Source organism: Kribbella sp. NPDC051586 (assembly GCF_044453965.1).
Taxonomy (GTDB): Bacteria; Actinomycetota; Actinomycetes; order Propionibacteriales; family Kribbellaceae; genus Kribbella.
The window spans coordinates 1,082,700-1,104,833 of record NZ_JBITDF010000002.1 but is presented as its reverse complement, the minus strand read 5'-3'; the positions used below and the strand labels follow the sequence as shown (position 1 = coordinate 1,104,833).

The window sequence follows — 22,134 nt, the reverse complement described above, 5'->3', positions numbered from 1 at the left end:
GTCCCTAGGTTTGGCGGTATGCACGTAGTGGCTCAGCTGGCGGTCTCGCTGGACGGGGCGGCGTCGGGGTTCGACGTCGACCTCGCCCGGTTCTATGCGCTGGCGTCGCTGTGGCAGGAGGACGTGACGCTGATCGGAGCGGACACGATCCTCGCGCAGGAGTCCGACGTGCCGGCTGCTCCTCGCCGCGGTCCGCGGGTGGACGGCCCGCTGCTCGCGGTCGTCGACAGCCGAGCCCGCGTCCACAGCTGGAGCTCGCTCCGCAACCTCGGCTACTGGTCCGACGTAGTTGCGTTGTACGCCGACCAGACGCCGGCGCGTCCGCCCGACGCAACCACTCGCGAGCTGGTCACCGGCTATGACCAGGTCGACCTCACCGAAGTAATTGCAGTCCTGGGCCGACGAGGCGTGCAGACCGTCCGGGTCGATTCCTCCGGGGCGCTGTTGAGGGCGTGTCTGGAGCTGGACCTGATCGACGAGCTGGCCCTCCTCGTCCATCCGGTGCTGGTCGGCTCCGGCGACCGTTGGTACGACACCCGCCGGCTCAACCTGCGCCACGTCGGCACCGAGGTCTTCAAGGACGGCGTGCTCTGGATGCGTTACTGCGTGGCCATCTGAAGGACGCGAAACTGTCGGTGCTCGCGGCTACTGTGTGCAGTAATGAGGAAGCAGCATGAGGGGTACGACGAGCACGACGCGGAGCGATGGGTTGCCGAGCCGGTCAAGCGACCGGGGCGCACCGCGTTCGCGCGTGATCGCGCGCGGGTGCTGCACTGCGCGGCGTTGCGGCGGCTGGCGGCCAAGACGCAAGTGGTGACGGCGGGCAGCGACGATTTCGTCCGCAATCGGCTGACCCACAGTCTCGAGGTTGCCCAGATCGGCCGCGAGTTGGCGGCGACGCTTGGCTGCGATCCGGACATCGTCGACGCGGCCTGTCTGTCGCACGATCTGGGGCATCCGCCGTTCGGGCACAACGGCGAGCGCGCGCTCGACCAGGTCGCAGCAGACATCGGCGGTTTCGAGGGCAACGCGCAGACGCTGCGGTTGCTGACCCGGTTGGAGTCGAAGACCTTCGACACCAAGGGTCGCAGCGTCGGGCTGAATCTGAGCCGGGCGACGCTCGACGCCGCGACGAAGTACCCGTGGCCGCGGCGGGCCGGCGAGCGGAAGTTCGGGGTGTACGACGACGATCTCGCCGTCTTCACCTGGTTGCGTCCGGGGGTGGGGGAGCGGCGCTGCCTGGAGGCGCAGGTGATGGACTTCGCCGACGACGTCGCCTACTCCGTGCACGATGTCGAGGACGGGATCGTCGCGCATCATCTCGATCTCGCTGCGGTCGACGCGGAGCGGGCGCCGTACTGGGAGACGGTCCGGCAGATGTACTTGCCCGAGGCAACCGATGCGGAGCTGGACGAGGGCTGGGCGCGGTTGACCTCACTGAACTACTGGCCCGGCGCTCGCTTCGACGACAGCCGGCGTGCGCTCGGTGGCCTGAAGGACCTCACCAGTCAGCTGATCGGCCGCTTCGCCACCGCCGCCGAGCAGGCCACCCACGCCGTCTTCGGCCGCTCGCGCCTGATCCGGTACGAGGCCGACCTGATCGTCCCCGACGGCGTCCGCACCGAGATCGGCCTGCTGAAGGGCGTCGGCATGTTCCACGTCCTCAACTCACCCGAACGCCAAGCCCGCCGAGCCACCCAACGCGAACTCCTCACCGAACTGGTCGAAGCCCTCTGGAAGACCGCCCCCCAGAACCTCGACCACCCCTTCCGATCCGACTTCGCCGAAGCGCCCGACGACAACGCCCGCCTCCGCGTGATAGTCGACCAGGTAGCCTCCCTGACCGACCCGTCCGCCGCGGCCTGGCACACCCAGCTCACCCGCTGACGCGCCCGCTCGCCTCACCGCCCACTCGCTCCAGCCCACTCCAGCCCGGACAGCTCGCCCTGCCGCGGCCCGGCCGTGATCGTCAGGGGGCGGCCCTGCGGTGGTCCGTCTGCGGGGTCAACCCCTCAGGCATCCGGGTGGCTACGACGGCGGCGGACCCCACTCATCCGCAGCTCGACAGGACGTGTAGATCCAATGACTCCGGACGCCCGCGTGGATTCACTCCGCGCGGGGCGCGATCGGGGGCTATGTCCTGTCGAGCTGCTGATCAGTGGATGGTGGTGAAGGAAAGCTCCAGGCCGAGCTTGTTGGTGATTGGTTTGTTGGTTTCGCGGATTTGCTGGAGTTCTGTGTCGGAGAGGGCTCGGCGATAGACGCGCACCTCGTCGAGGGTGCCCTGGAAGCGGTTGGCGCCGTCGACGCGCTGGCCTACGTGGATGCCCTGGACGCCGAACTCCTTCCCCGCGGTCACAGAACCAGCAGGCGCCGTCGCCGAGCCGACCTCAACTCCGTCGACGACCAGCCTCAGCTTTCCCTTCACCCGTTGGAGTACGACGTGATGCCACTGGTCGTCGTTGTACGCCGACGTCGACTGCACCGTGACGTTGAAGCGATCCACCGACATCAACGCGCGGATGCGATTGCTCTCCGGCTCCGCGCGCAGCCAGACCTGCGGTGTCGTCCCTGATCCGGTCCGATAGGCCCACAGAATCGCGTGCGAGCCGGTCGTAGCGCCGTACTTGATCCACGTCATCATCGTGAAGTCGTCCGCGCCGAGATCGATCGACCGGTCGAACGGCACCTCGACGTAGTCGTCCACCCCGTCCATCGCCAGCCCGTCGCCGAACTTGCCCTCGGCAACAGTCGCCCCACCGCGCACGTACGCCGGATTGTGCGCCGGCCCGACATCCGCCGTCCGCGGACCCGGCGCGGGCGGACCGGGGATCCCGGGCGGCGTGCCGTTCGGCGACGACAGATACGCCTCGTTGAACCGCGCCCACCGAATCGTCTCGTACGGATTCGCCACCCCGGCCTCGTACAACAACCCGGCCTGATCCCCGTCCAGCCGCACCATGTCGGAGTACGCCGACGGCCCCCAGTAGAAGACCTTGCCCTGCTGCCACGTGCCCCACGACCGCGCCTCGTCGTACGACGATCGCACCGTCATCACCTCGCGCGCGGCCGGATGCGCCGGCGCGGAGAACAGGATCCGGTTCCGCTGATCGCCTTCGTTCCGCGCGCTGAACCGAAGCAGAGAGCCCTGTACGTCGGGCATCACCAGCTTCGGGATCGTCTTGAACGGTGCGTCGAACGTCGCCCCGCCGTCACTGCTGATCGCGTACGCCCGGTTGCCCGGATCGGTACCGCGTTCGCGCGCCAACGCGTAGATCCGGCCGTCGGTCAGCTCGACCACGGTGACCTCCTGCGCGATCACCGAGCCGTCGTCCCGCGAGGTCGTCGCCCCGATGTGCCAGGTCTCGCCCGAGTCGTCGGAGTACAGCAGGTGGGTGCCGTAGACATGCGGCCCGACCCCGTCGTACGTCTCGAAGTTCGCGCCGAGGACGAGCCGGCCGGCGTGCGGTCCATGCTCGAGCTGGATCCCGTGCATCGGACCGGTCGCGTACCAGAAGTTCCAGCTCGGCAGCTTCGCGTCGGTCAGCTCGCGCGGTGCGGTCCAGGTGGCGCCGAAGTCGTCGCTGGTCTGGACGTACGGGTCGCGGTCGCATCCGTTCGTACACGGCTCCGGGCCGTTGTGCGTGGTGACGAGGACGATCCGGCCGGTCCGATTGTCAACAATCGGCACCGGGTTGCCGTGGGTGCTCCCGTTGCCCTCGGAGACCACCTGCAGCGGACCCCAGGTCTTGCCGCCGTCCGAGGACCGCTTCAGCACGATGTCGATGTCGCCGTCGTCGCCGCAGTCCGCGACCCGGCCCTCCGCGAACGCGAGCACCTCGCCGTCGGTCGCGCGGACCACGGCCGGGATCCGGAAGCAGGAGTAGCCCTCGGTCTTCTGCTGGAACAGCACGCTGTCGTCGATGAAGGGCGCTTCGCCGGAGGCATGTGCGGGTGGATTGGAGACAGTGCCGAACATCAAGAGGGCGGCGGCCACGAGGCGGGCCGGTGTGAGTGCGCGCATGACTCTCCCGGGCAGGACATAGGACGTATGATGTCCTGCGATAAATTAGCCAACGGGTCCTGCTTTTACAAGGGGTCGGCGGGTACTAGGGTCGTCCTATGGCTGATGCAGAGCAGATTGTGATCGTCGGTGCGAGTCTCGCGGGAGCGACCGCGGCCGAGGCCCTTCGGACGGAAGGCTGGACCGGTGCTGTCCTCCTGATCGGCAGTGAGCAGTCCCTGCCGTACGAGCGACCTCCCTTGTCGAAGGACGTGCTGCTCGCCAAGAAGGGGACCGACTCCGCTCAGTTGCACGACCAGCAGTGGTACGACGACAACAAGATCGACCTGCGTCTCGGGACCACGGTCACCGCGATCGACCCGTCCGCGCACACCGTCACGCTGGACGACGACTCGCAGGTGTCCTACAGCAAGCTGCTCATCGCCACGGGCAGCCGCGTCCGGACCCTCGACGTCCCCGGCGCCGACCTCCCCGGCGTCCACTACCTGCGAACGGCGGAGGAGGCGCAGACGCTGACCGACGCGTACGCCGCGAAGCCGCGCGTCGTCGTGGTCGGTGCGGGCTGGATCGGGCTGGAGGCGGCGTCGGCCGCACGCGAGCGGGGCTGCGAGGTGACAGTCGTCGAGCCGCAGTCCACCGCGCTGGCGTCGGTGCTCGGTGAAGAGGTCGGCGAGGTGTTCGCGGAGTTCCACCGGCAGCACGGGGTCCAGTTCCGCTTCGGGACCGGGGTCGACGGATTCGAGGGGACCGACAAGGTCACAGGTGTCAGGGTGTCCGGCGGCGAAGTGCTCCCGACCGATCTGGTGATCGTCGGAGTCGGCGTCCGGCCGAACACCGAGCTTGCCGAGGCCGCCGGGATCGAGGTCGCGACGCCGGACAACGGCTCCGGCATCGTCACCGGCGCGGACCTGCGGACGTCCGCGCCGGACGTGTACGCCGCCGGCGACGTGGTCCGCTGGGACCACCCGCTGTACGACCGCCCGGTCCGCGTCGAGCACTGGCAGAACGCGAAGGACACCGGCAAGACGGCGGCAAAGGCGATGCTCGGCCAGGACGTCGCGCACGACGCGATCCCGTACTTCTTCACCGACCAGTTCGACCTCGGCATGGAGTACGCCGGTGACGTCGCGCGCGGCACGTCGTACCAGGTCGTCTTCCGCGGCGACCCGAAGTCCGGCGCCTATTTCGTCTTCTGGCTGGCCGACGACCACCACGTCCTGGCCGGCATGCACGTCAACATGTGGGACACCGGACTCGACGCGGTCCGCGAGCTGATCCGGTCCGGCAAGAAGGTCGACCCGGCCCGCCTCGCCGACACCTCGATCGAGCTGTCCGAGGTCTAGATCGGGTAGCTGACGTAGGCGAACTGCGTGCTGTTCGGCGACCAGCTCGGGACGTTCATCGTGCCCTGGCCGCCGAACAGCGTGGTGAGCTCACGGATGGCGCCGTCGCTGGTCAGCAGGCGGAGTCGTACGTCGTCGATGTCGGCCGGATGTCCTTCGGTGCCGGGCGGGAAGCTCACGTACGCGATCGCCGATCCGTCCGGCGCCGGGTGCGGGAACCAGTTGACGCGTTCGTCGTTCGTCAGCTGTTCGACCTCGCCGCTGCCCACCGCGATCCGGAACAACTGCGCTTGCCCCGCCCGCTCGGAGTTGAAATAGATCCACTTCCCGTTCGGGCTGTACTCCGACCCGTCGTCCGCGAACTCGTCGTCCGTCACCTGCACGTCGGCGCCGCCCGCGCTGGGAATCGTCCACACATTGGTGATCCGCCGGCCGTCACGGTTCTCGAGCCCGATGTACGCCAACGTCTCACCATCCGGCGAGACGCCGTGCAGGTAGTGGTGGAAGCCGGGCCCGCGATCGTTCGTCACCCGTCGCCCGGTCCCGCCTTCGATCGGTACGGCGTACAGGTGGCCGTCGTCCGCCGATACGTAGAGCGTCCGCCCGTCCGGGCTGACCACGTGGTCGTTGTTGATATCCGGCACTCCGCCGAGCTCGATCTCCTCGAGACCGTCGCTCACCCGGAACAGCCGCCCGTTGCCGTTGACGACCAGCACGCCGTCCGGCGTCCAGTTCGGCGCCTCGAAAAGGATCTCCGCCGAGCTGAACACTTGGCGGTGCTCTCCGCTCGTCACGTCGACGACGTACAACTCGGACCGCTGACCAGGGCGAAGAGTTCGTGGCATACCCGTCAACCTATGTGATCGGCCCGGCTAGACTCACGGGGTGGCAGGCCGGATCAAGGAAGAGGACATCGCGCTGGTGCGCGAGCGGGCCCGGATCGACGACGTCGTCGGCTCGTATGTGACCTTGAAGAACGCCGGCGGTGGCAACCTGAAGGGGCTGTGCCCGTTCCACGACGAGAAGTCGCCGTCGTTCAACGTCACCCCGGCCCGCGGGTTCTTCTACTGCTTCGGCTGCCAAGAGGGCGGCGACGTCATCGACTTCATCCAGAAGATCGACCAGATCACCTTCTCCGAGGCAGTCGAGACGCTGGCCTCGAAGGTCGGTATCCAGCTGCGGTACGAGGACTCCGGTGCGCCGGTGCAGCGCGGACCGGGCAACCAGCGGCCCCGGCTCGTCGAGGCGCACAAGGTCGCGGCCGAGTTCTACGTCGACCAGTTGTTCGGTGCGGCCGAGGCGGCGCCGGGCCGGCAGTTCCTGGACAAGCGCGGCTTCGACAAGGACGCCGCCGTCCACTTCGGCGTCGGGTTCTCGCCGCGCGGCGGCGACACGCTGACCAACCACCTGCGCGGCCGCGGCTTCACCAACGCCGAGCTGGTCGCGTCCGGACTGTCCGCCGACGGGCAGCGCGGGCTGTACGACCGGTTCCGCGGCCGGCTGATGTGGCCGATCCGGGACGCGTCGTCGGACGTGATCGGGTTCGGCGCGCGGCGCCTGTTCGACGACGACCGGATCGAAGCGAAGTACCTGAACACGCCCGAGACGCCGATCTACAAGAAGTCCAAGGTCCTGTACGGCGTGGACCTCGCCCGGCGCGAGATCGCGAAGGGCCGGCAGGCCGTGGTCGTCGAGGGCTACACCGACGTGATGGCCTGCCACCTGGCCGGAGTGCAGACCGCGGTCGCCACCTGCGGCACGGCGTTCGGCGAGGACCACGCGCGCGTGCTGCGGCAGCTGTTGCTCGACCACGACCAGTTCCGGGGCGAGGTGATCTTCACCTTCGACGGTGACGACGCCGGTCAGCGGGCCGCGTTGAAGGCGTTCGCGGGGGACCAGGCGTTCGCCGCCCAGACGTACGTCGCGGTCGAGCCCGACGGCCTCGACCCGTGTGATCTGCGGCTGGAGAAGGGGGATGCGGCCGTCCGCGAGCTGATCGGGCGACGCGTCCCGCTGTACCGGTTCGTGCTCGGGAACGTGCTGTCGAAGTACGACCTGGATCGGGCCGACACCCGGGTCGACGCGCTTCGCGACGCGGCGCGGTTGGTGATCAGCATCCGCGACCGGTCGAAGGTCGACGCCTTCACCCGCGAGCTCGCCGGGCACCTGGGCATGGACGAGGACCAGGTCCGCTCGGAGGTGTACCGCGCCGCGTCCAGGCAGGGTACGACGTCAGCGTCCGGACAGTCTGGCCGCCCGGCGCCAGGGCAGGCTGGGCGCCCGGTTGCCGGTCAGCCAGGTGAGGCTCCGCAGCAGCCCCGCCGCGCCGAGGTGCCCTCGCCGCGGGACCCGCGGTACGTGATCGAGTGGGACGCGCTGAAGGTCGCGATGCAGCACCCGGCGCTGGTCGGCGTCGCCTTCGACGAGCTCGACGACCACGACTTCACCCACCCCTGGCTCGCCGCGATCCGTACCGCGATGGCGAAGGCCGGCGGCCCGGCGGCGGCGCCCGCGGCGGAGGCCTGGGTGGTCGCCGTACGCGATGCCATTGGCAACGATCCGGCGGCCGCGGTCGTGGGCGCGCTCGCCGTGGACCCATTGCGACTCGGTCGGGAGCCCGACGAGCAGTATGCGCAGGCCCTGCTCGCGCGGCTGCAGGAGCTGACCTGCGCGCGGCGCATCCAGGACCTCAAGTCGAAGCTGCAGCGGACGAACCCGATCGAACGCGCCGACGAGTACAACCGGATGTTCGGCGAACTCATCGCCCTCGAGGCCTACAAAGCCGAGCTCCGCAACCGCGCAATCTCCGGCGCGCTGTAGGGCGCCTCTCAGTCCTCCTTGAGGTGCTCCACGAGGCGCGTCGTCTCCTCGGCGTACCTCTTCGCGAACTCCTCGCTGTCCGGGTCGAGGCCGAGTGCCCTCGCGATCTGCGGGAACCCGGTTTGACCGTCGGTGGCCTCGGGCCTCTCTAGGCTGGCGGCATGTCCCAGCTGCAGCCGCCCGGAGGTATGCCGCGGCCGCCGCGGATGTTCCGGAGCCAGAAGATCCTGTCGGGTGAGGTCAGCCTGGACGGCTACCCGTTCCGGTACGCCGCGGTGCTGAGCGGCGGCACGTCGTACGACTCGGCGTTGGATCAGGTGCTGAGTGCGGTCGAGTTCCTCGAGACCCGCGGGTGGGAGCTGGTCAACGTGGCCTCACCGCAGGCGATGCAGTTCGTCGCGGTCATCCGTCGGCCCTGAGTCGGTCGCGCAAGCTTTCCTGAACTTCGGCGAGCCGTTCGAGCATCCGTAGTGCGGCGTCGTGACGCGCCCGGGCGTACAACTCGAGTGATGGCGTGACCGCCTCCGGATCGTCGAGCGGCTCGGCCAACGGGTACGTCGACGCCAGCGTGTAGGCGCAGCCGACTGCGACCGTCGACACGAGATCCTCCACGCGAGCCACTGGGTGTTCTTCGCGATAGGCGATGAGCAGCTCTGCAAGTCCGTCGATCCACCCGTCGCCGAGCATCACGGTCCGTGGGTCACAGCCGATCCGCGCGATCTCCCACGCAGCAAAGCGCGGCTCGGGCGGCTGAAAGTCGATGACCGCCGCCACTTCGTCCCCCCACAACATCAGATTCGGCGATGCCAAGTCCCCATGCACAACCTGCACGGTCAGCGCGGGCAGACCGGCCAAGATCGCGCCGGCCTCCTGGACCAACCCACGCCGTTCCGTTGCTGCCTCCAACGCCCAAGCTTCGAACGGGCTCAACTGGCCCCGCCTCATATACCCGTCAATCACCCGATCAAAGGACTGCGATGCCCGTCCGACATCCCGTACTCCGACAGCCGCCCGCACCGTCGGCGTGGCCGCGGGATGTTCAGCCAGCCGGCGATGCAGCCTGCCCACCACCCTCCCGACCGCCGCCCACCGCGCCCCCGAGATCCCACCCTCCGCCGTCTCCCCATCAACAAACTCCCACAACGACATCGACGCCCGTTCGTCGATCACGCTCCCCCCAAGAGTCCGCCGCACCCCGGGCACCGGCACGCCACCCCGCCGAGCAAACTCCGCCACCCCAATCGCCGCCCGCTCACGCTCGAGCCCCCCGCGATAGACCTTCGCAAACCACCCCCGCCCGGCCTGGTCAACAACCCGAAAGTTGACGGTCGCCGTGCCCGCCTGAATCTCAGTCAGCTCGACCGGATGCACCTCGTACGCCGTCACCAGCGCATCCGCGATCCTCCCTAGGTCCACTGCGAACTTGTCCGCGGCCTCGGTGATCTTGCGGGGGTCCGCTGCGAGCTTCTCCTGGTCAGTCAGGATCGTTGCCCGTCAGGCCGTCGACGGCTTCGCGGAGGAGGTCCGCGTGGCCGGTGTGCTTGAGGTACTCCTCGAGCAGGTCGAGGGCGATCATCCGACGCTTCGGCGACCACTCGGGATCCGGGTCCGGCACCACCACATCCAGACCGCCGTCCGCACTCAACTGCTGCCACGCGGCCCGAGAGCGCGCGGCCGCGCCGTACCAGAGCGCGTAGAGCTCGTTTGGGTCGTCGGTGACCGCGGAGTCCCAACCCCAGCGATCATTCTCGACCCAACTCCTGGTGTCCCACGGCGGCGCAAGCGGCTGCTCCGCGGCCCGCGCGGTGAAACCGTCCTCGACGAACGCCATGTGCTTGATCAACCCGGCCAGCGTCATCGCCGACGGCGGGTGCTGCCGACGCAACTGCTCCGCATCGAGCCCGCCGGTCTTCCAGGCGAACTGCTTCCGCACCCGATCCAACGCGAACTGCAGCAACTCCGCCTCATTCCCGCGCGGAGCCGCAGCAAACGGCAGATCCCTCCAGTCCACAACCCCTCCTCCACAGACCGGCCCCCAGCATGCCCCACCAGACGGCCATGCCGGCCGAGACGGTTCGGATGGCCCGGGGACGGGTGGGGAGATGGCCGGGGGAGATGGCAGACTCCGGCGATGGGGCGGGAACCGATTGCGGCCGTGCGGGCAGAAACAGGTATGCAGCCTGCCGCCTCCGCCGTCCCCACGGATGGCCCGGAACCGCCGACGGACGCCGAGCTCATCCGCGGTGCGAGCCGGGAGGAGTTCGCGCTGCTGTTCGACCGGCACGCGGTGACGATCCACCGGGTCGGTTCTGAGTACCGGCGTCGTACCCGCCGATCTCCGCGCGGCGCTGTACCAGGCCGCGCGCAAGATCCCTGGCATCAAACTGCTCGACGACGTCGTCACGGTGGACGGGCACCGGGCCCGGGTGATCGCCCGCGACGGCGATGGTTACCGCGACGACCTGCTGATCGCCGAGACCGGCGGCCAGTTCCTCGGCACCCGGATCGCCGTCATCAAGGATGGCCCGCCGGACATCAACGGCAAGCCCGAACGTTCCCTGCGGGCCGGCGACATCCTCTACTCCGCGATCGCCGGCGCCACCATCACGTCCACCCCGCCGCCCACGAACTGACGCCGCCCACCAACACAGCCAGCGCTGCCCGGAGATCAGGGGACTCCGGGCAGCGCCATCCCCAACGTCAGCTCTCGAGTGCTGCGTCGAGGGTGATGTCGACGCCGGCCAGGGCCTTGCTGATCGGGCAGTTGGCCTTGGCGGCCTGGGCTGCCTCCGCGAACCCGGCGTCGTCCAGGCCGTCGACCTCCGCGCGGACGATGAGCTTGATGCCGGTCAGCTTGAAGCCACCATTCGCCTGGTCCGGCCCGAGCGTGACGTCGGCCCGTACTTCGTGCGCCTGCGGCGTACCCCCGCGCTGCGCGATCTCCGCACTGAGCGACATCGCGTAGCACGCGGTGTGCGCCGCCGCGATGAGCTCCTCCGGGCTGGTGGCCCCACCCGCGTCCTCGGCGGCCCGCTTCGGGAACGAAACCTCGTACGTCCCAGCCTTCGAACTGCTCAGCTCCACCTGCCCCGAGCCATGCTCCAGAGTGCCGTTCCAAGCGGTCCGCGCGGTACGAGTCGGCATCACGATCTCCTTCAGAAGTTGTCTTGTGCACAAGATACTTGTGCACAAGGTATCCTTCCGTCAAGTACCACCGGACGAGACCCTGCCCACAGGAGGAACCGATGACCGAGCCCAGCCGGCGTGCGGCCGAGGCAGGCCCGGCGGCCGACCGGGTCCTTCACGACCTGCTCTGCTTCGACCTGTACTCGTTGTCCCGCACAGTCACCGCTCTCTACCGCCCGGTCCTCGAACCGCACGGCCTGACCTACCCGCAGTACCTGGTCCTCGTCTCCCTGACCCGCCTGGGCCCCAGCTCCATCGGCGACATCGCCCGAGCCACCCGCCTCGACCACGGCACCCTCACCCCGCTCCTCCGGCGCCTAGCTGACCGCGACCTCATAACCCTCGACCGCTCCACCACCGACGCCCGCTCGGTAACCGTCGCCCTGACGCCCGAAGGCGAGGCGCTGAAACCCGTCCTCCACGAGGCCTACTGCCACATCGGCGATTCCCTCGGCCTGACCGAGCAACAGGTCCGCCGCCTTCAAACCACCCTCCATCAACTGACCGACCACCTGGACAACGCTCCCAAATCCTCCTAGGGACCTTCGGCTGAATGTCGTAGCCATGTGTCGACGAGGTCGAGCCTTTTGGTGCTAGCCCGGCAGGGATCTCCGGCAGCAGCCTGAACATTCGCATTGTTCAGGACAGCTGGAGAGGAAACCATGAACAGCTCCCGGAGTACCGGGCACCGGGTCGTCGCGCTCGCGATCGCCGCGACACTCATCGGAGGCGGGGCGGCAGGCCTGAGCACACAGCACGGTCACCCCCTGACCGTGATCAGCTCCGGGATCGCGATCGTCGCCGGCCTCGGTTTCCTCCGCATGGCTCGGAAGCGCCGATGAGTCACCTGCAGACCGGCGGTCCGAACTGGCCGCAGCCGACGTACTACCCACCGCCTGGTCCGCCCCCGCGGCGAACCGGCAGGACCCTGCTGATCGTCGTGGCCGTCGTCGTCGTTTGTGTCGGTGTTCTCGCCGCCGGCGCAATCACCGTACTCAACAGGAAGCACTCGGCCGATGGGTCCGGGGCGAACCCGGGCTCACAGCCGCCGCCGACGGCCGCGTTGCCCGTCCGTACGAAGTTGTACGGCAAGCCGGCCAGTGCGTGCTCACTGATCGGCAGCACGACGGTGCAGTCGGTCTACCCCGGCGCGACGGGCGAGGAGGTCGACCAGGACACGGAACTGGACAACGCCTACTACTCGCGCGAATGCCGATTCTCCGCCGGCGGCAAGGGCGACTTCGGGATGCGCTTCATGACGGTCCAGCTCGACGTGACGACCGGTCAGGATGCGCTCTTCGTCACGAAGGGCACTTATCCCGGCTTCGTGGCGCATCTGCCCAAGAGCGTAAATATTCGCCAGATAGAAGGCCAGAAGACCGTGCCCGGGTACGGCGACGAGGCCCACCTGATCTACGGCATCGACAGCGAGAGCTGCCGCTCGGCCTTCCTCTACATCCTGAGCCAGAACGCGACGATGATGGTCCAGTACGGCGGCTGCAACAACGCTGGTCACATGGACCTGCGGGCCATCGATCAAACCACCACCCTCAACGGCGTCTACACCGTCGCCCACGAGGCCCTGTCCCACCTCATCAGCGGCAAGTGACTCGTGGTCGACGAGTACCGGATGTGGTGCGGCCGGCGACGCGTGCGCCGTCTACTGTCCGGCAAGCTTGGCCACGACCGGTGCGAGTGTGTCGGCGAAGTCGGCGCCGATGACGAAGTAGGACAAGCCGATCTCTTCGCGTCGGCGTTCGATTTCTTCGGCGGCTGCCGCGGGGTCGCTCGGAAGGATGACGAGCGAGTCGGCCGCGCGCAGCGCTGCGGTGTCGAGGGTGGGCGGCGCCATGAACGGAGCGTCACCGACAGCGGCGACGTGCTGGGCGAGTTCGATGTCCCTGCGGCCGGCGAAGTCGCGTACCCGGTTCGTGGTCTCTACGCGATCGTCGTCGGGCGAGAGTACGAACGTGACTGCGTCAGCGACTTCCAGCGCCAGGGCCTGTGACTTCGGTCCGCTCACCGCCATCACCACCGGCGTGTGCAGATCGGGGCCGTCGAACGTACGCAGGGCGGCCACGGTCTCGCGCATCCTGGTACGACGCTCAGCGGGGGAGACGGCAGGCCGCCCCAGCTCGACTTCGATCCCGGGGCGGCCGGCGCCGATGCCCATTTCGAAGCGGCCTTCTGTGAGTACTGAGAGCGAATGAGCTTCCCATGCTGTGCTCCATGATTCACGGAGAGCGGCGGCATAGACCCACGAGCCGATCCGCAGGTCAGCCACCGCGGCCGCGGTTGCCAGTGTGGGACCAAGTGCTGGTTGCCACGTAGGAACGTCGGGCATCAGCAACGTCGAGTAACCGCTGTCGGCGATGCGGCGCACGCGATCGCGCCACGTCGGCAGGTCAGAGGTAAGCGGGGCAACGATCCCGAAGCGGAATGCTCTGGTTGTGCGCCTGGCCTGATCGGGCATTGTCGTTCTCCTTGGGAGTGGGGTCTCGTTCGGTCCGGTTGTCCTATCCACGAACCAGCCACCCAGGATTCGACAACACTCGCCCGGCCGCTGTGTCGGACGAACCATCGGTGAAATGGTCGCAGGCATCGTGTACGGGCGGTTTGACGCTGTCAGTCGGGTGGTATGAGGCCAGATGGGGTTGTGGGGCGCTGTGATGGCGCCGGGGGTTGTTTTCCGGCTGTTGGCCGGGACAAGGGGGAATGGTGAGCAGGTTTTCGATGGTCCAGTTCAACTGGCCGTGCCCCGGCTCCGGATGTGTCGCGCTCGCGCAGTTCCGACGACCAGTCAGCGAGTTTCGCTCGCTGTAGTTGGAGGTTCGAGGGAGGGGTCCAATGTTCAGGTACGTCACGCGCGCAGCCGTCGTGGCAGGAAGCGTCGCCGGTCTGCTGTGGGTCGCAGCCAGTCCCGGTACGGCGACCAGCGGCCAAGAGCGGCAGTTTGTCGTCCTCTACGCCCAGGGTGGCTCCGCTGAAGCCGCGCATGCCGCGATCGCCGCCGCCGGCGGCACGGTGCTGAGCGAGAACACGGCGATCGGAGTCGCCACCGTCACCACCAAGAGTGAGGCTTTCCAGGCTGCGGCCGACGCCTCGTCCGCGATCGCGGGCGTCGCGCGAAGCACGGTCATCGGCCACGCGCCTGACGACGGCTCGGCCGTTGGGAAGCCGAGCGTGAAGCTCGACCCCGCGCAGACCGACCTTCGGGGTGCAAGCGCAGGCAGTGAGAAGGCGAAGAACGGGAAGAAGCAGGAGCCGCTGGCCGGGCTGCAATGGGACATGCAGCAGATCGGCGCCACCGCCGACGGCTCGCAGCGCTACGAGCAGGGCAACGGCGTACGGGTCGGCATCATCGACACCGGCGTCGACGGCACCCATCCCGACATCGCCAAAAACTTCGACAAGGCGCTGAGCCGCAACTTCACGACAGACATCCCGGTCGACGCGAACGGCGCGATAGTCGACGGGCCGTGCGAACACCCGAGCTGCGTCGACCCTGTCGACGAGGACGACAACGGTCACGGTACGCACGTCGCGTCCGAGATCGCGTCGCCGGTCAACAAGCTCGGCATCGCGGGTATCGCGCCGAAGGCGACGATCGTCAACCTGCGGGCCGGCCAGGACGCGGGCTTCTTCTTCCTGCAGCCTACGGTCGATGCCCTGACCTACGCGGGCGATCACGGCATCGACGTCGTGAACATGAGCTTCTACGTCGATCCGTGGCTGTTCAACTGCGCCGACAATCCCGCCGATTCGCCCGATGCCCAGGCCGAGCAGCGAACTGTCGTGACGGCGATGCAGCGGGCGCTCGACTACGCCTACAACCACGGCGTCACGCTGGTCGCGGCGGCGGGCAACGGCGCGAGTGACTACAGCAAGACGATCATCGACTCCTCGAGCCCGGACTTCGCCGGCGTGCCCGGTGAAGCGCCGTACGAGCGGACGATCCCGGCCTCGTGTACCTCGATGCCGTCAGAGGGCAACCACGTACTCGCGGTGACCAGCACCGGCATCTCCAAGCGCAAGGCCTACTACTCGGACTTCGGCAACGGCTACGCCGACCTGTCCGCACCTGGCGGGGACGTGTACGACACCGCTGACAACAAGCGCGACATCACGAAGGCCATCCTCGCCGCCTACCCGAAGCACCTCGCCGTGGAGCGCGGTCAGCTCAATCCTGACGGTACGCCGAACACGCCCAGCGTCGTCGAGAGCTGCCACAAGGGAGTCTGCGGCTACTACCAGTACCTGCAGGGCACGTCGATGGCGTCACCGCACGCGGCCGGCGTCGCCGCACTCGCAGTCGGCCGACTCGGCACCCGCGACCACGTCAACGGTGGCCTGAAGGCTTCGCCGGCCCTCGTAGAGCAGGTACTGCGCGGCACGGCGACCAACACACCGTGCCCGACCCCGGCGGCCTTCACCTACACCCGCCAGGTCCAGCAACCCGACGGGTCCTTCGTAACCGTGACATCCACCCAGACCTGCGAAGGCACACCAACGAACAACGGCTTCTTCGGCGACGGCATCATCAACGCAACAAAGGTCGCCCGAGGCCACTAACCCACCCGTCCGACCTGTGCGGTTCCCCGCAGGCCACGACCGAATCTGGCCGTGACCTGCGAGGACGCAGGGTAGGGCAGACGGGACTCGAACCCGTGACCCAGGGATTATGAGTCCAGTGGTTCCGTCTGCACATCCGGTACTCCTGGCGCCGATGGAGCCAGGGGCAAGCGGTCGAGCGGTCGAGCGGTCGAGCCGGAGTCGGTGTTGGCTTCGCCATGCGCAGCTGGCCCGCGTACCTTCTGGGCTTAGCTGATTCGTTCGGTCTTGGGATCTAGCGCCACTACGCCGCGGTTGCGTCGTAGTCGGGGTATTCCTGATGTCGGCGGGAGCGCCAGGTCGTCGCGCATCAGGTGAACGGAGGTCTCGTTGAGCCGGTCGAGGGTATTCACTACGGAAGCGACGATTCGCGGATCCACGACGCTCAGGTCAGCGCCAGCTCGGCCGGGTGACGCACGGTTTAGGAAACCGACACACCCCACCGACATGCACCGCACCAGGCGTAATCAGCCATCACTAGTTCGGCCGGTTTCGACTCCTGTCAACTCGGATCGACACCCCTTCGTTCCCACCGTGTTCCCACGCTGAACTGATCCGATCGGGTGCCGCGCCGAGCTCAAGCTGGACAACGCCGCGAGCCTGGACTTCATGGACACCGAGGGCGAGATCCGCGGCCAGCGCTACGCCTTCCTGGTGAGCGAGGACGGTTTGCGACCTCATCCACGGCCGCCTGCGCGACGACGGCCGAGAGTGGTGGGCCGACACGAATGCGCTGGTTGGACGGTTGACGCCGGGGGTCAGGCTCTGGTGCTGACGTGCGCGTGGGGTCATGCGTGTGCGAACCGGGGTCAGGTGAGCCAGGAGGCGTAGAAGATTCCGAGGCCGGTGGCGACGGAGACGCCGGCGACGATCCAGAAGCGGATTACTACGGTGACCTCGTCCCATCCCGCGTGTTCGAAGTGGTGGTGGATGGGGGCGATGCGGAAGACGCGACGTCCCGTGCCCGTGAGTCGCCTGGTCAGCTTGAAGCTGATCATCTGCAGCAGCACGGACAGGGTCTCGAGGACGAACAATCCGGCGACGACGGCCATCAGGAGCTCGGTTCGAGACATGATCGCCAGCCCGGCCAAGGCACCACCGATGGCGAGGGAGCCGACATCGCCCATGATGATCCGTGCGGGCTTGGCGTTCCACCACAGGAAGCCGATACAGGCCGCAGCGACGGCGGCCGAAAAGACCGCGAGGTCGAGAGGGTCGCGCACCTGGTAGCACTGTGACTCCACCACAGTGGGCCGCGAGGAGTCGCACAACTGGTTGTTCTGCCAGATGTTGACGAGGGTGTAGGCGCCGAAGATCAGCGCCGAGGTGCCAGCAAGCAGCCCGTCGGCACCGTCAGTGAGGTTGGCTCCGTTGGAGGTCGCGGTGACGAGGAACCAGATCACCAGCAGGACCACGATCAGGGGCAGCTTGATCCCGAAGTCGTGAGTGGTGGAGAGGTACGGCGACGCCGGCCTGACACCGCGCTCGTCGGCGAAGAACTGCGTGGCCAGGACCCCGAAGACGAGCGCGACCAGCGTCTGGCCCGCCATCTTCGCCCGGCTACTCAGACCCTGGTTGTTCTGGGTGTAGACCTTGATGAAGTCGTCGAGGAACCCCACTATCCCGCAGCCGACGAACAGCAACATCAGGAGCCAGGCGCTGGCACTCGGCCACCCGCCGGTCACGATAGTTGCCGTCAAATAGGCCGCGGCGGCACTCAGCAGGATCACGAGGCCGCCCATGGTCGGCGTACCCCGCTTGACATGATGTGTCGCCGGTCCGTCGTGCCTGATCGGCTGGCCGAAGCCGTGACGGACGAACCATCGAACAGCGATCCGAGTCCCCAGCAGCGAGCACACCGTCGCCAGCGTGCCGCCCAGGAGTATTGCCCGCATACCATTCCCTCTCGCGCTTCGGGTAGTCGATCCCTTGGACGCACGAGGGAGTCGTCTTGCCGGTTTTGGCGAGCGAAAATCGGCAAGTCGGCCAAACATATCCAGGATGCAGGTCCCAGCGGACCGCCGACGCGGATAGTTCGAGAGGGTGCCCCGCCCGGCCTTCGGGGTTGAACGGGCAGCGTCAGTCTCCAGCTGCCTCGTAGACGGCCCAGCCTCACCGCGGCTGGCGAGGCGGCGGTGGCCGTGTTCTGTCTGTCAGAGACCGCGAAACGATCGATTAGGAAACCGACGCGCACGCCGACATGAACCCCTCCGCGCGTCACCAACCATTAGGAGTTCTGCCCGATTCCACTCGAGTTGACTCGACTCGACACGCTGGCGTTCCGTGGTGTCCCCACGCTGAACAGATCTGGGCGAGACGCGCTCGGCTTCGTCCATCCGGGGGTTCACTTGGGCGAGTAGCTTAGTGGGCGCAGATATCCACGCGAGCGTTGGCGGCACTGCCGTGGGCGGCTTGTGGCGGTGCGGGAAGTGCGACGGGGCGAACGTTCCGGAGCACCACCGGTTCTGCCCACATCGTGACACCTGGCTTACGGTACGCCGAGTGATCATCGTGGCCTGGCCACCCTTCCGTCGACGCGAGAACCGCCGAGACAGTGACACCGGCCAAACCACGCCGTGAGGCGCCACCTCCGCACGTCCCGGCCGACCTGGCCGGGCCCGTTGAGGTCGCGCTGGCGAAGTCGGCGAATGAGGTGCCCGGCCCGCATGCCCTACCCGGCGGATCACGGTACGAAGTGAAATGGGACGGCTACCTTCACTGAATCTTCTCCACCGGTCCCGAGGCGGAGATGGTGCTGGGATCGGCAGTGTGACGAAGTGGTGGTCGAAGTACGAGAACGAGAACGACGAGCGCCATAACGACGGCAACGACGGTGAAGGGGAGCGGAAGGATCGGGTCGAGAAGGACGAGGGCGGCGCCGAGCGGGACACCGATGTTGACGACCCGGTCGGCGTTGTCGCGCAGCGCGATCCACCAGATACCGAGCACGAAGGCGGCGATCGGGAGGGTAACGGTAAGGGAGGCGGCGAGTTCGCTGAGCTTGCTGCGGTGGGTGAGTACGTCGATCTGGACTTCGATGCCGGCCGAGAAGGCGCCGGCGGCGGCGAAGACGAAGTAGTGGACGTAGCCGTAGCGCAGCGAGCGGGCGAACGAGCTGATGGCGGTGTGGTGCGGCGGCCAGAAGTAGATCCACCACAGAGCCGCGGTGACGACGAGGGTGAGTGCCGAGATTGCGATCAGCGATCCGATCGACTGGTTGGCGTGGATCGCCTCGATGATCGCGTTGGCCGAGGCGAGCAAGCCTTCGCCGAGCAGTATCAAGGTGAACAGGCCGTACCGCTCGGTGATGTGGTGGGGGTGCCAGGGTGTCATCCCGCGCCGCTCGGCGATGATCGGTACGGCGAGCTCAGCCCCGATCAGGATGATCAGAACGACGGTTTGCGCCGGGCCGTGGAGACCGAGCATCCCCAGCCACAGCAGCTGGACGACCGCGATGCCGCCGGCGTAGAAGTGCGTGGCGCGCCGGCTCGACCCGGCCGAGCGCGACGCGCGTAGCCATTGCGCCACCATCGCAATTCGCATGACGACGTAACTCAGTACCAGCACGGTGAAGTCGTGATCAACGAAGGCGGGCTCGATACCCGCGGCGAGGACCAGCACGCCGCTCATCTGCACGAAGGTGAGCAGGCGGTAGAGCCAGTCGTCGGTGGCGAAGGACGTGGCGAACCAGGTGAAGTTCATCCATGCCCACCAGATACCGAAGAACACCACGCCGTACGACAGCAGACCGTCGATGACGTGGTTCTCGGTCAAGGAGTGATGGAGCTGGGCCGCGGCGATGCTGACCGCGACCACGAACACGAGATCGAAGAACAGCTCCAGCGGCGATGCGGTCCGGCCGGGCTCGTGGGGATCCCGCGGCCGCATCGGCACCAGCCGCGACCTCGACGTCGGGGAGGTCATCACTGCTTCCTTCCGGGTGAGCTGGGTGATGATGTGGGTGATGACTGGTCGTGCCGGTGGGCGGATTCTGCCGTCGGTGACGCCTCCGGGCTTGCCGTGGCGGAGCCGATCATCGCGGCAAGGGCTGACAGGCCCTTGTGCGAGGGGGATCCTGGTTCGGCACTGAACGAGATGAGTTGTTGGTCGGGGTCGCCCGCGCAGGTGAGGGTGTCCCAGTCGAGGGTGAGGTCGCCGACGACCGGGTGGCGGAAGTCCTTCGTGCCGCGGCTTCTCACCACCACCTGGTGATCGCTCCACCAGCGGCGAAAGTCGGCGTCCAGCACGGACAACTCCCCAACGAGTCCGGCCAGTCGCGGCTCGCGGGGATCGCGGGCGACCTCCATATGCAACTGGGCGACGCACAGGCGCGCCGTTTCCTCCCAGCGGGGATAGAGGATGCGCATGTCCGGATCGGTGAACAGCACGCGGATGTAGTTGCGGTGTCGCTCCGGAATGCCGCCGAAGTCGGTGATCAGTGCGGCAGCCAGCTGGTTCCAGGCGAGGACGTCCATCCGCCGGCCGAGGACCAGAGCGGGCATACCGCTCAGGTTGTCCAGAAGCCGCTGGACCTGGACCGGCACCTTCTGCGAACGGCGCCTTCGTGGTCGCGCAGCATCGGTGGCGGAGAGCCCAAAAAGGTACTCACGACCGGCGTCGTCCAGGCGAAGTGCTCGCGCGATGGCGTCCAGGGTCGACCACGGCGCGCCGCGGCGCCCTTGCTCGATGCGTGCGTAGTAGTCAGGGCTGATGGCAGCCAGCGCCGCAACTTCCTCGCGGCGTAGCCCCTTGACGCGGCGGCGAGGATCGGACGGCTTCGGCAGCCCGGCCAGCTCCGGGCGCAGTTCCATCCGCCGCGCCTTTAGGAACTCGCCCAGCTCGTTGCCTCGTTCGTTGCTGCTCATTCACACGATGTTCGCACCACCCACGAGCCAGGGACAGGGGGACAGATTTGTCCCAGGACACCTCCGTCCCTTCCTTAGCATCATCCGCAGCTGGCAGCGTCGGCAATGACAGCAGAAAACGAGTGTTCAACGCAGCGATCGAGCAAGGCGCCAGGGCGTCTGAGCCGCTCGTTGCACGCAAGGCACCGACACCCGCGGGGTCGACATCGACGCCACCCCGCACCTGGGAGATGTGGCTACTCATGGCAAATGACGACAATGTTCAGGCAGCGTTCGACAACTTCGTCCAGTTGTGGACCACCGGCACCACCGCCGGGCGCCGAGCACCCGTACTGCGACGCCCCGACGAGGTCGGGCTCGACTACGAGGACGTCACGTTCCCGTCGATGGACGCCGTGCCGCTCGAGGGCTGGTTCATCCCGGCGGACTCGAACAAACTGGTCATCCACAACCACTTCCTCCCCGGCAACCGCTACGGCTACCCCGGGCACCTACCGGAGTTCGGTGGCCTTGGCGGTTTCGAAGTCAACTTCCTGCCCGAGTACAAGGCTCTCCACGAGGCCGGCTACAACGTCCTCGCCTACGACATCCGCAACCACGGTATGAGCGGACAGGGCAACGGTGGCATCGCAGGCATCGGCCTACTGGAGTACCGCGACGTCATCGGCTCCCTCCGATACGCCGCCTCGCGCCCGGACACCAAGAACATGAACAAAGTGCTGTTGTCGGTGTGCCTGGGCGCGGACTCCACAGCCGTGGCCTGGTCCAAGCATCCCGAAGAGTTCGCCGAGATCCAGGCGATGGTCATGCTCCAGCCAGTCTCGGCCCGCCCGATCGTCGAAACGTTCGTCAAGGGCCTCGGCATGGAGGCCGGCTACGAGAAGTTCGACAAGGCCGTGCACGAGCGCACCGGGTTCCACCTCGACGAGCAGAGCCCGGCCAAGTACGTGGCGAACATCAACGTGCCCACACTGGTCGCCCAGGTCCACGACGACTCGATGACGCGCCCCGATGACGTCCAGTCGATCTACGACGCCCTCCCGGTCGACGAGAAGGAGCTGTACTGGATCCAGGGCACCGACCGGCGCTTCGACGGCTATAACTTCTTCGGTCTGCACCCCGAGATTCCGATCGACTGGTTCGAAAAGCACCTCAAGTGAGCCGGGCGGCAGCCGCGCATCACACCGACCACCCCGTACCCACCACTGGCCAGGCCCGGCCGCTTGCTGCCGGCCGCGTCGCCTGAGCCAGCACGATGCTCGCGCGATCGAGTCGAGAGGAAATC

At 67.5% G+C, this 22,134-nt stretch carries 20 protein-coding genes; 11 read left to right on the top strand and 9 right to left on the bottom strand.

The window, feature by feature from the left end; all coding sequences use genetic code 11:
- Positions 1-18 precede the first annotated feature (18 nt).
- A complete protein-coding gene (locus ACIA58_RS15585) occupies positions 19-618 on the top strand; it encodes a dihydrofolate reductase family protein (protein ID WP_396404318.1) in 600 nt (199 codons plus the stop codon).
- 42 nt (positions 619-660) lie between these two features.
- A complete protein-coding gene (locus ACIA58_RS15580) occupies positions 661-1,887 on the top strand; it encodes a deoxyguanosinetriphosphate triphosphohydrolase (protein ID WP_396404317.1) in 1,227 nt (408 codons plus the stop codon).
- A gap of 268 nt (positions 1,888-2,155) precedes the next feature.
- Here the strand turns inward: ACIA58_RS15580 and ACIA58_RS15575 are convergent, their stop codons facing one another.
- On the bottom strand, positions 2,156-4,024 hold the full coding sequence (locus ACIA58_RS15575; RefSeq protein WP_396404316.1) for an exo-alpha-sialidase: 1,869 nt from the start codon (positions 4,022-4,024) through the stop codon (positions 2,156-2,158).
- Positions 4,025-4,122: 98 nt separating this feature from the next.
- Here ACIA58_RS15575 and ACIA58_RS15570 point away from each other — a divergent pair, with 98 nt between their 5' ends.
- A complete protein-coding gene (locus ACIA58_RS15570) occupies positions 4,123-5,367 on the top strand; it encodes an NAD(P)/FAD-dependent oxidoreductase (protein WP_396404315.1) in 1,245 nt (414 codons plus the stop codon).
- Here the strand turns inward: ACIA58_RS15570 and ACIA58_RS15565 are convergent.
- The gene (locus ACIA58_RS15565; protein WP_396404314.1) at positions 5,364-6,212 is read right to left on the bottom strand and encodes a TolB family protein; all 849 of its coding nucleotides are present in this window, start codon (positions 6,210-6,212) and stop codon (positions 5,364-5,366) included. The two genes, ACIA58_RS15570 and ACIA58_RS15565, sit on opposite strands and share 4 nt — an antisense overlap.
- Before the next feature lie 40 nt (positions 6,213-6,252).
- On the opposite strand from ACIA58_RS15565, the gene dnaG reads away from it, so the two are divergent.
- Positions 6,253-8,187, top strand: a complete 1,935-nt coding sequence (dnaG, locus tag ACIA58_RS15560) for a DNA primase (protein WP_396404313.1) — start codon at positions 6,253-6,255, stop codon at positions 8,185-8,187.
- Between the two features lie 161 nt (positions 8,188-8,348).
- Entirely contained in the window at positions 8,349-8,606 is a 258-nt protein-coding gene (locus ACIA58_RS15555) for a hypothetical protein (protein ID WP_396404312.1), read from the top strand.
- Here ACIA58_RS15555 and ACIA58_RS15550 read toward each other — a convergent pair.
- Complete coding sequence (locus tag ACIA58_RS15550; protein ID WP_396404311.1) at positions 8,590-9,573, bottom strand: phosphotransferase enzyme family protein; 984 nt, start codon at positions 9,571-9,573, stop codon at positions 8,590-8,592. The two genes, ACIA58_RS15555 and ACIA58_RS15550, sit on opposite strands and share 17 nt — an antisense overlap.
- A gap of 88 nt (positions 9,574-9,661) precedes the next feature.
- A complete protein-coding gene (locus ACIA58_RS15545) occupies positions 9,662-10,198 on the bottom strand; it encodes a DUF664 domain-containing protein (protein ID WP_396404310.1) in 537 nt (178 codons plus the stop codon).
- A 394-nt stretch (positions 10,199-10,592) separates the two neighbouring features.
- Here ACIA58_RS15545 and ACIA58_RS15540 point away from each other — a divergent pair, with 394 nt between their 5' ends.
- Positions 10,593-10,820 (top strand): hypothetical protein, encoded by a 228-nt coding sequence (locus ACIA58_RS15540; protein ID WP_396404309.1) that lies wholly within the window; start codon positions 10,593-10,595, stop codon positions 10,818-10,820.
- Positions 10,821-10,887: 67 nt separating this feature from the next.
- On the opposite strand, the gene ACIA58_RS15535 is transcribed toward ACIA58_RS15540, so the two are convergent.
- On the bottom strand, positions 10,888-11,331 hold the full coding sequence (locus tag ACIA58_RS15535) for an OsmC family peroxiredoxin (protein WP_396404308.1): 444 nt from the start codon (positions 11,329-11,331) through the stop codon (positions 10,888-10,890).
- Between the two features lie 101 nt (positions 11,332-11,432).
- On the opposite strand from ACIA58_RS15535, the gene ACIA58_RS15530 reads away from it, so the two are divergent.
- The 3 genes from ACIA58_RS15530 to ACIA58_RS15520 all read left to right on the top strand — a co-directional run bounded on the left by ACIA58_RS15530 (position 11,433) and on the right by ACIA58_RS15520 (position 12,982).
- On the top strand, positions 11,433-11,912 hold the full coding sequence (locus tag ACIA58_RS15530; RefSeq protein WP_396404307.1) for a MarR family winged helix-turn-helix transcriptional regulator: 480 nt from the start codon (positions 11,433-11,435) through the stop codon (positions 11,910-11,912).
- Positions 11,913-12,035: 123 nt separating this feature from the next.
- The gene (locus tag ACIA58_RS15525; RefSeq protein WP_396404306.1) at positions 12,036-12,215 is read left to right on the top strand and encodes a hypothetical protein; all 180 of its coding nucleotides are present in this window, start codon (positions 12,036-12,038) and stop codon (positions 12,213-12,215) included.
- A complete protein-coding gene (locus ACIA58_RS15520; protein ID WP_396404305.1) occupies positions 12,212-12,982 on the top strand; it encodes a hypothetical protein in 771 nt (256 codons plus the stop codon). Before ACIA58_RS15525 ends, ACIA58_RS15520 begins: the two co-directional genes overlap by 4 nt.
- A gap of 51 nt (positions 12,983-13,033) precedes the next feature.
- Here the strand turns inward: ACIA58_RS15520 and ACIA58_RS15515 are convergent, their stop codons facing one another.
- Positions 13,034-13,846, bottom strand: a complete 813-nt coding sequence (locus ACIA58_RS15515; protein ID WP_396404304.1) for an LLM class flavin-dependent oxidoreductase — start codon at positions 13,844-13,846, stop codon at positions 13,034-13,036.
- Between the two features lie 374 nt (positions 13,847-14,220).
- Between ACIA58_RS15515 and ACIA58_RS15510 the strand changes: the two genes are divergently transcribed.
- Positions 14,221-15,945 carry a S8 family serine peptidase gene (locus ACIA58_RS15510; protein ID WP_396404303.1) on the top strand — a complete coding sequence of 575 codons (1,725 nt, stop codon included), beginning with the start codon at positions 14,221-14,223 and terminating at the stop codon, positions 15,943-15,945.
- A gap of 848 nt (positions 15,946-16,793) precedes the next feature.
- Here ACIA58_RS15510 and mraY read toward each other — a convergent pair.
- The 3 genes from mraY to ACIA58_RS15495 all read right to left on the bottom strand — a co-directional run bounded on the left by mraY (position 16,794) and on the right by ACIA58_RS15495 (position 20,849).
- A complete protein-coding gene (gene mraY, locus ACIA58_RS15505) occupies positions 16,794-17,879 on the bottom strand; it encodes a phospho-N-acetylmuramoyl-pentapeptide-transferase (RefSeq protein ID WP_396404302.1) in 1,086 nt (361 codons plus the stop codon).
- Positions 17,880-18,699: 820 nt separating this feature from the next.
- A complete protein-coding gene (locus ACIA58_RS15500) occupies positions 18,700-19,908 on the bottom strand; it encodes a low temperature requirement protein A (protein ID WP_396404301.1) in 1,209 nt (402 codons plus the stop codon).
- A complete protein-coding gene (locus ACIA58_RS15495; protein WP_396404300.1) occupies positions 19,908-20,849 on the bottom strand; it encodes a helix-turn-helix domain-containing protein in 942 nt (313 codons plus the stop codon). The genes ACIA58_RS15500 and ACIA58_RS15495 overlap by 1 nt, the downstream gene beginning before the upstream one ends.
- Before the next feature lie 242 nt (positions 20,850-21,091).
- Here ACIA58_RS15495 and ACIA58_RS15490 point away from each other — a divergent pair, with 242 nt between their 5' ends.
- Positions 21,092-22,009, top strand: coding sequence for an alpha/beta hydrolase family protein (locus tag ACIA58_RS15490; RefSeq protein ID WP_396404299.1), 918 nt, complete (start codon positions 21,092-21,094; stop codon positions 22,007-22,009).
- Positions 22,010-22,134 lie beyond the last annotated feature (125 nt).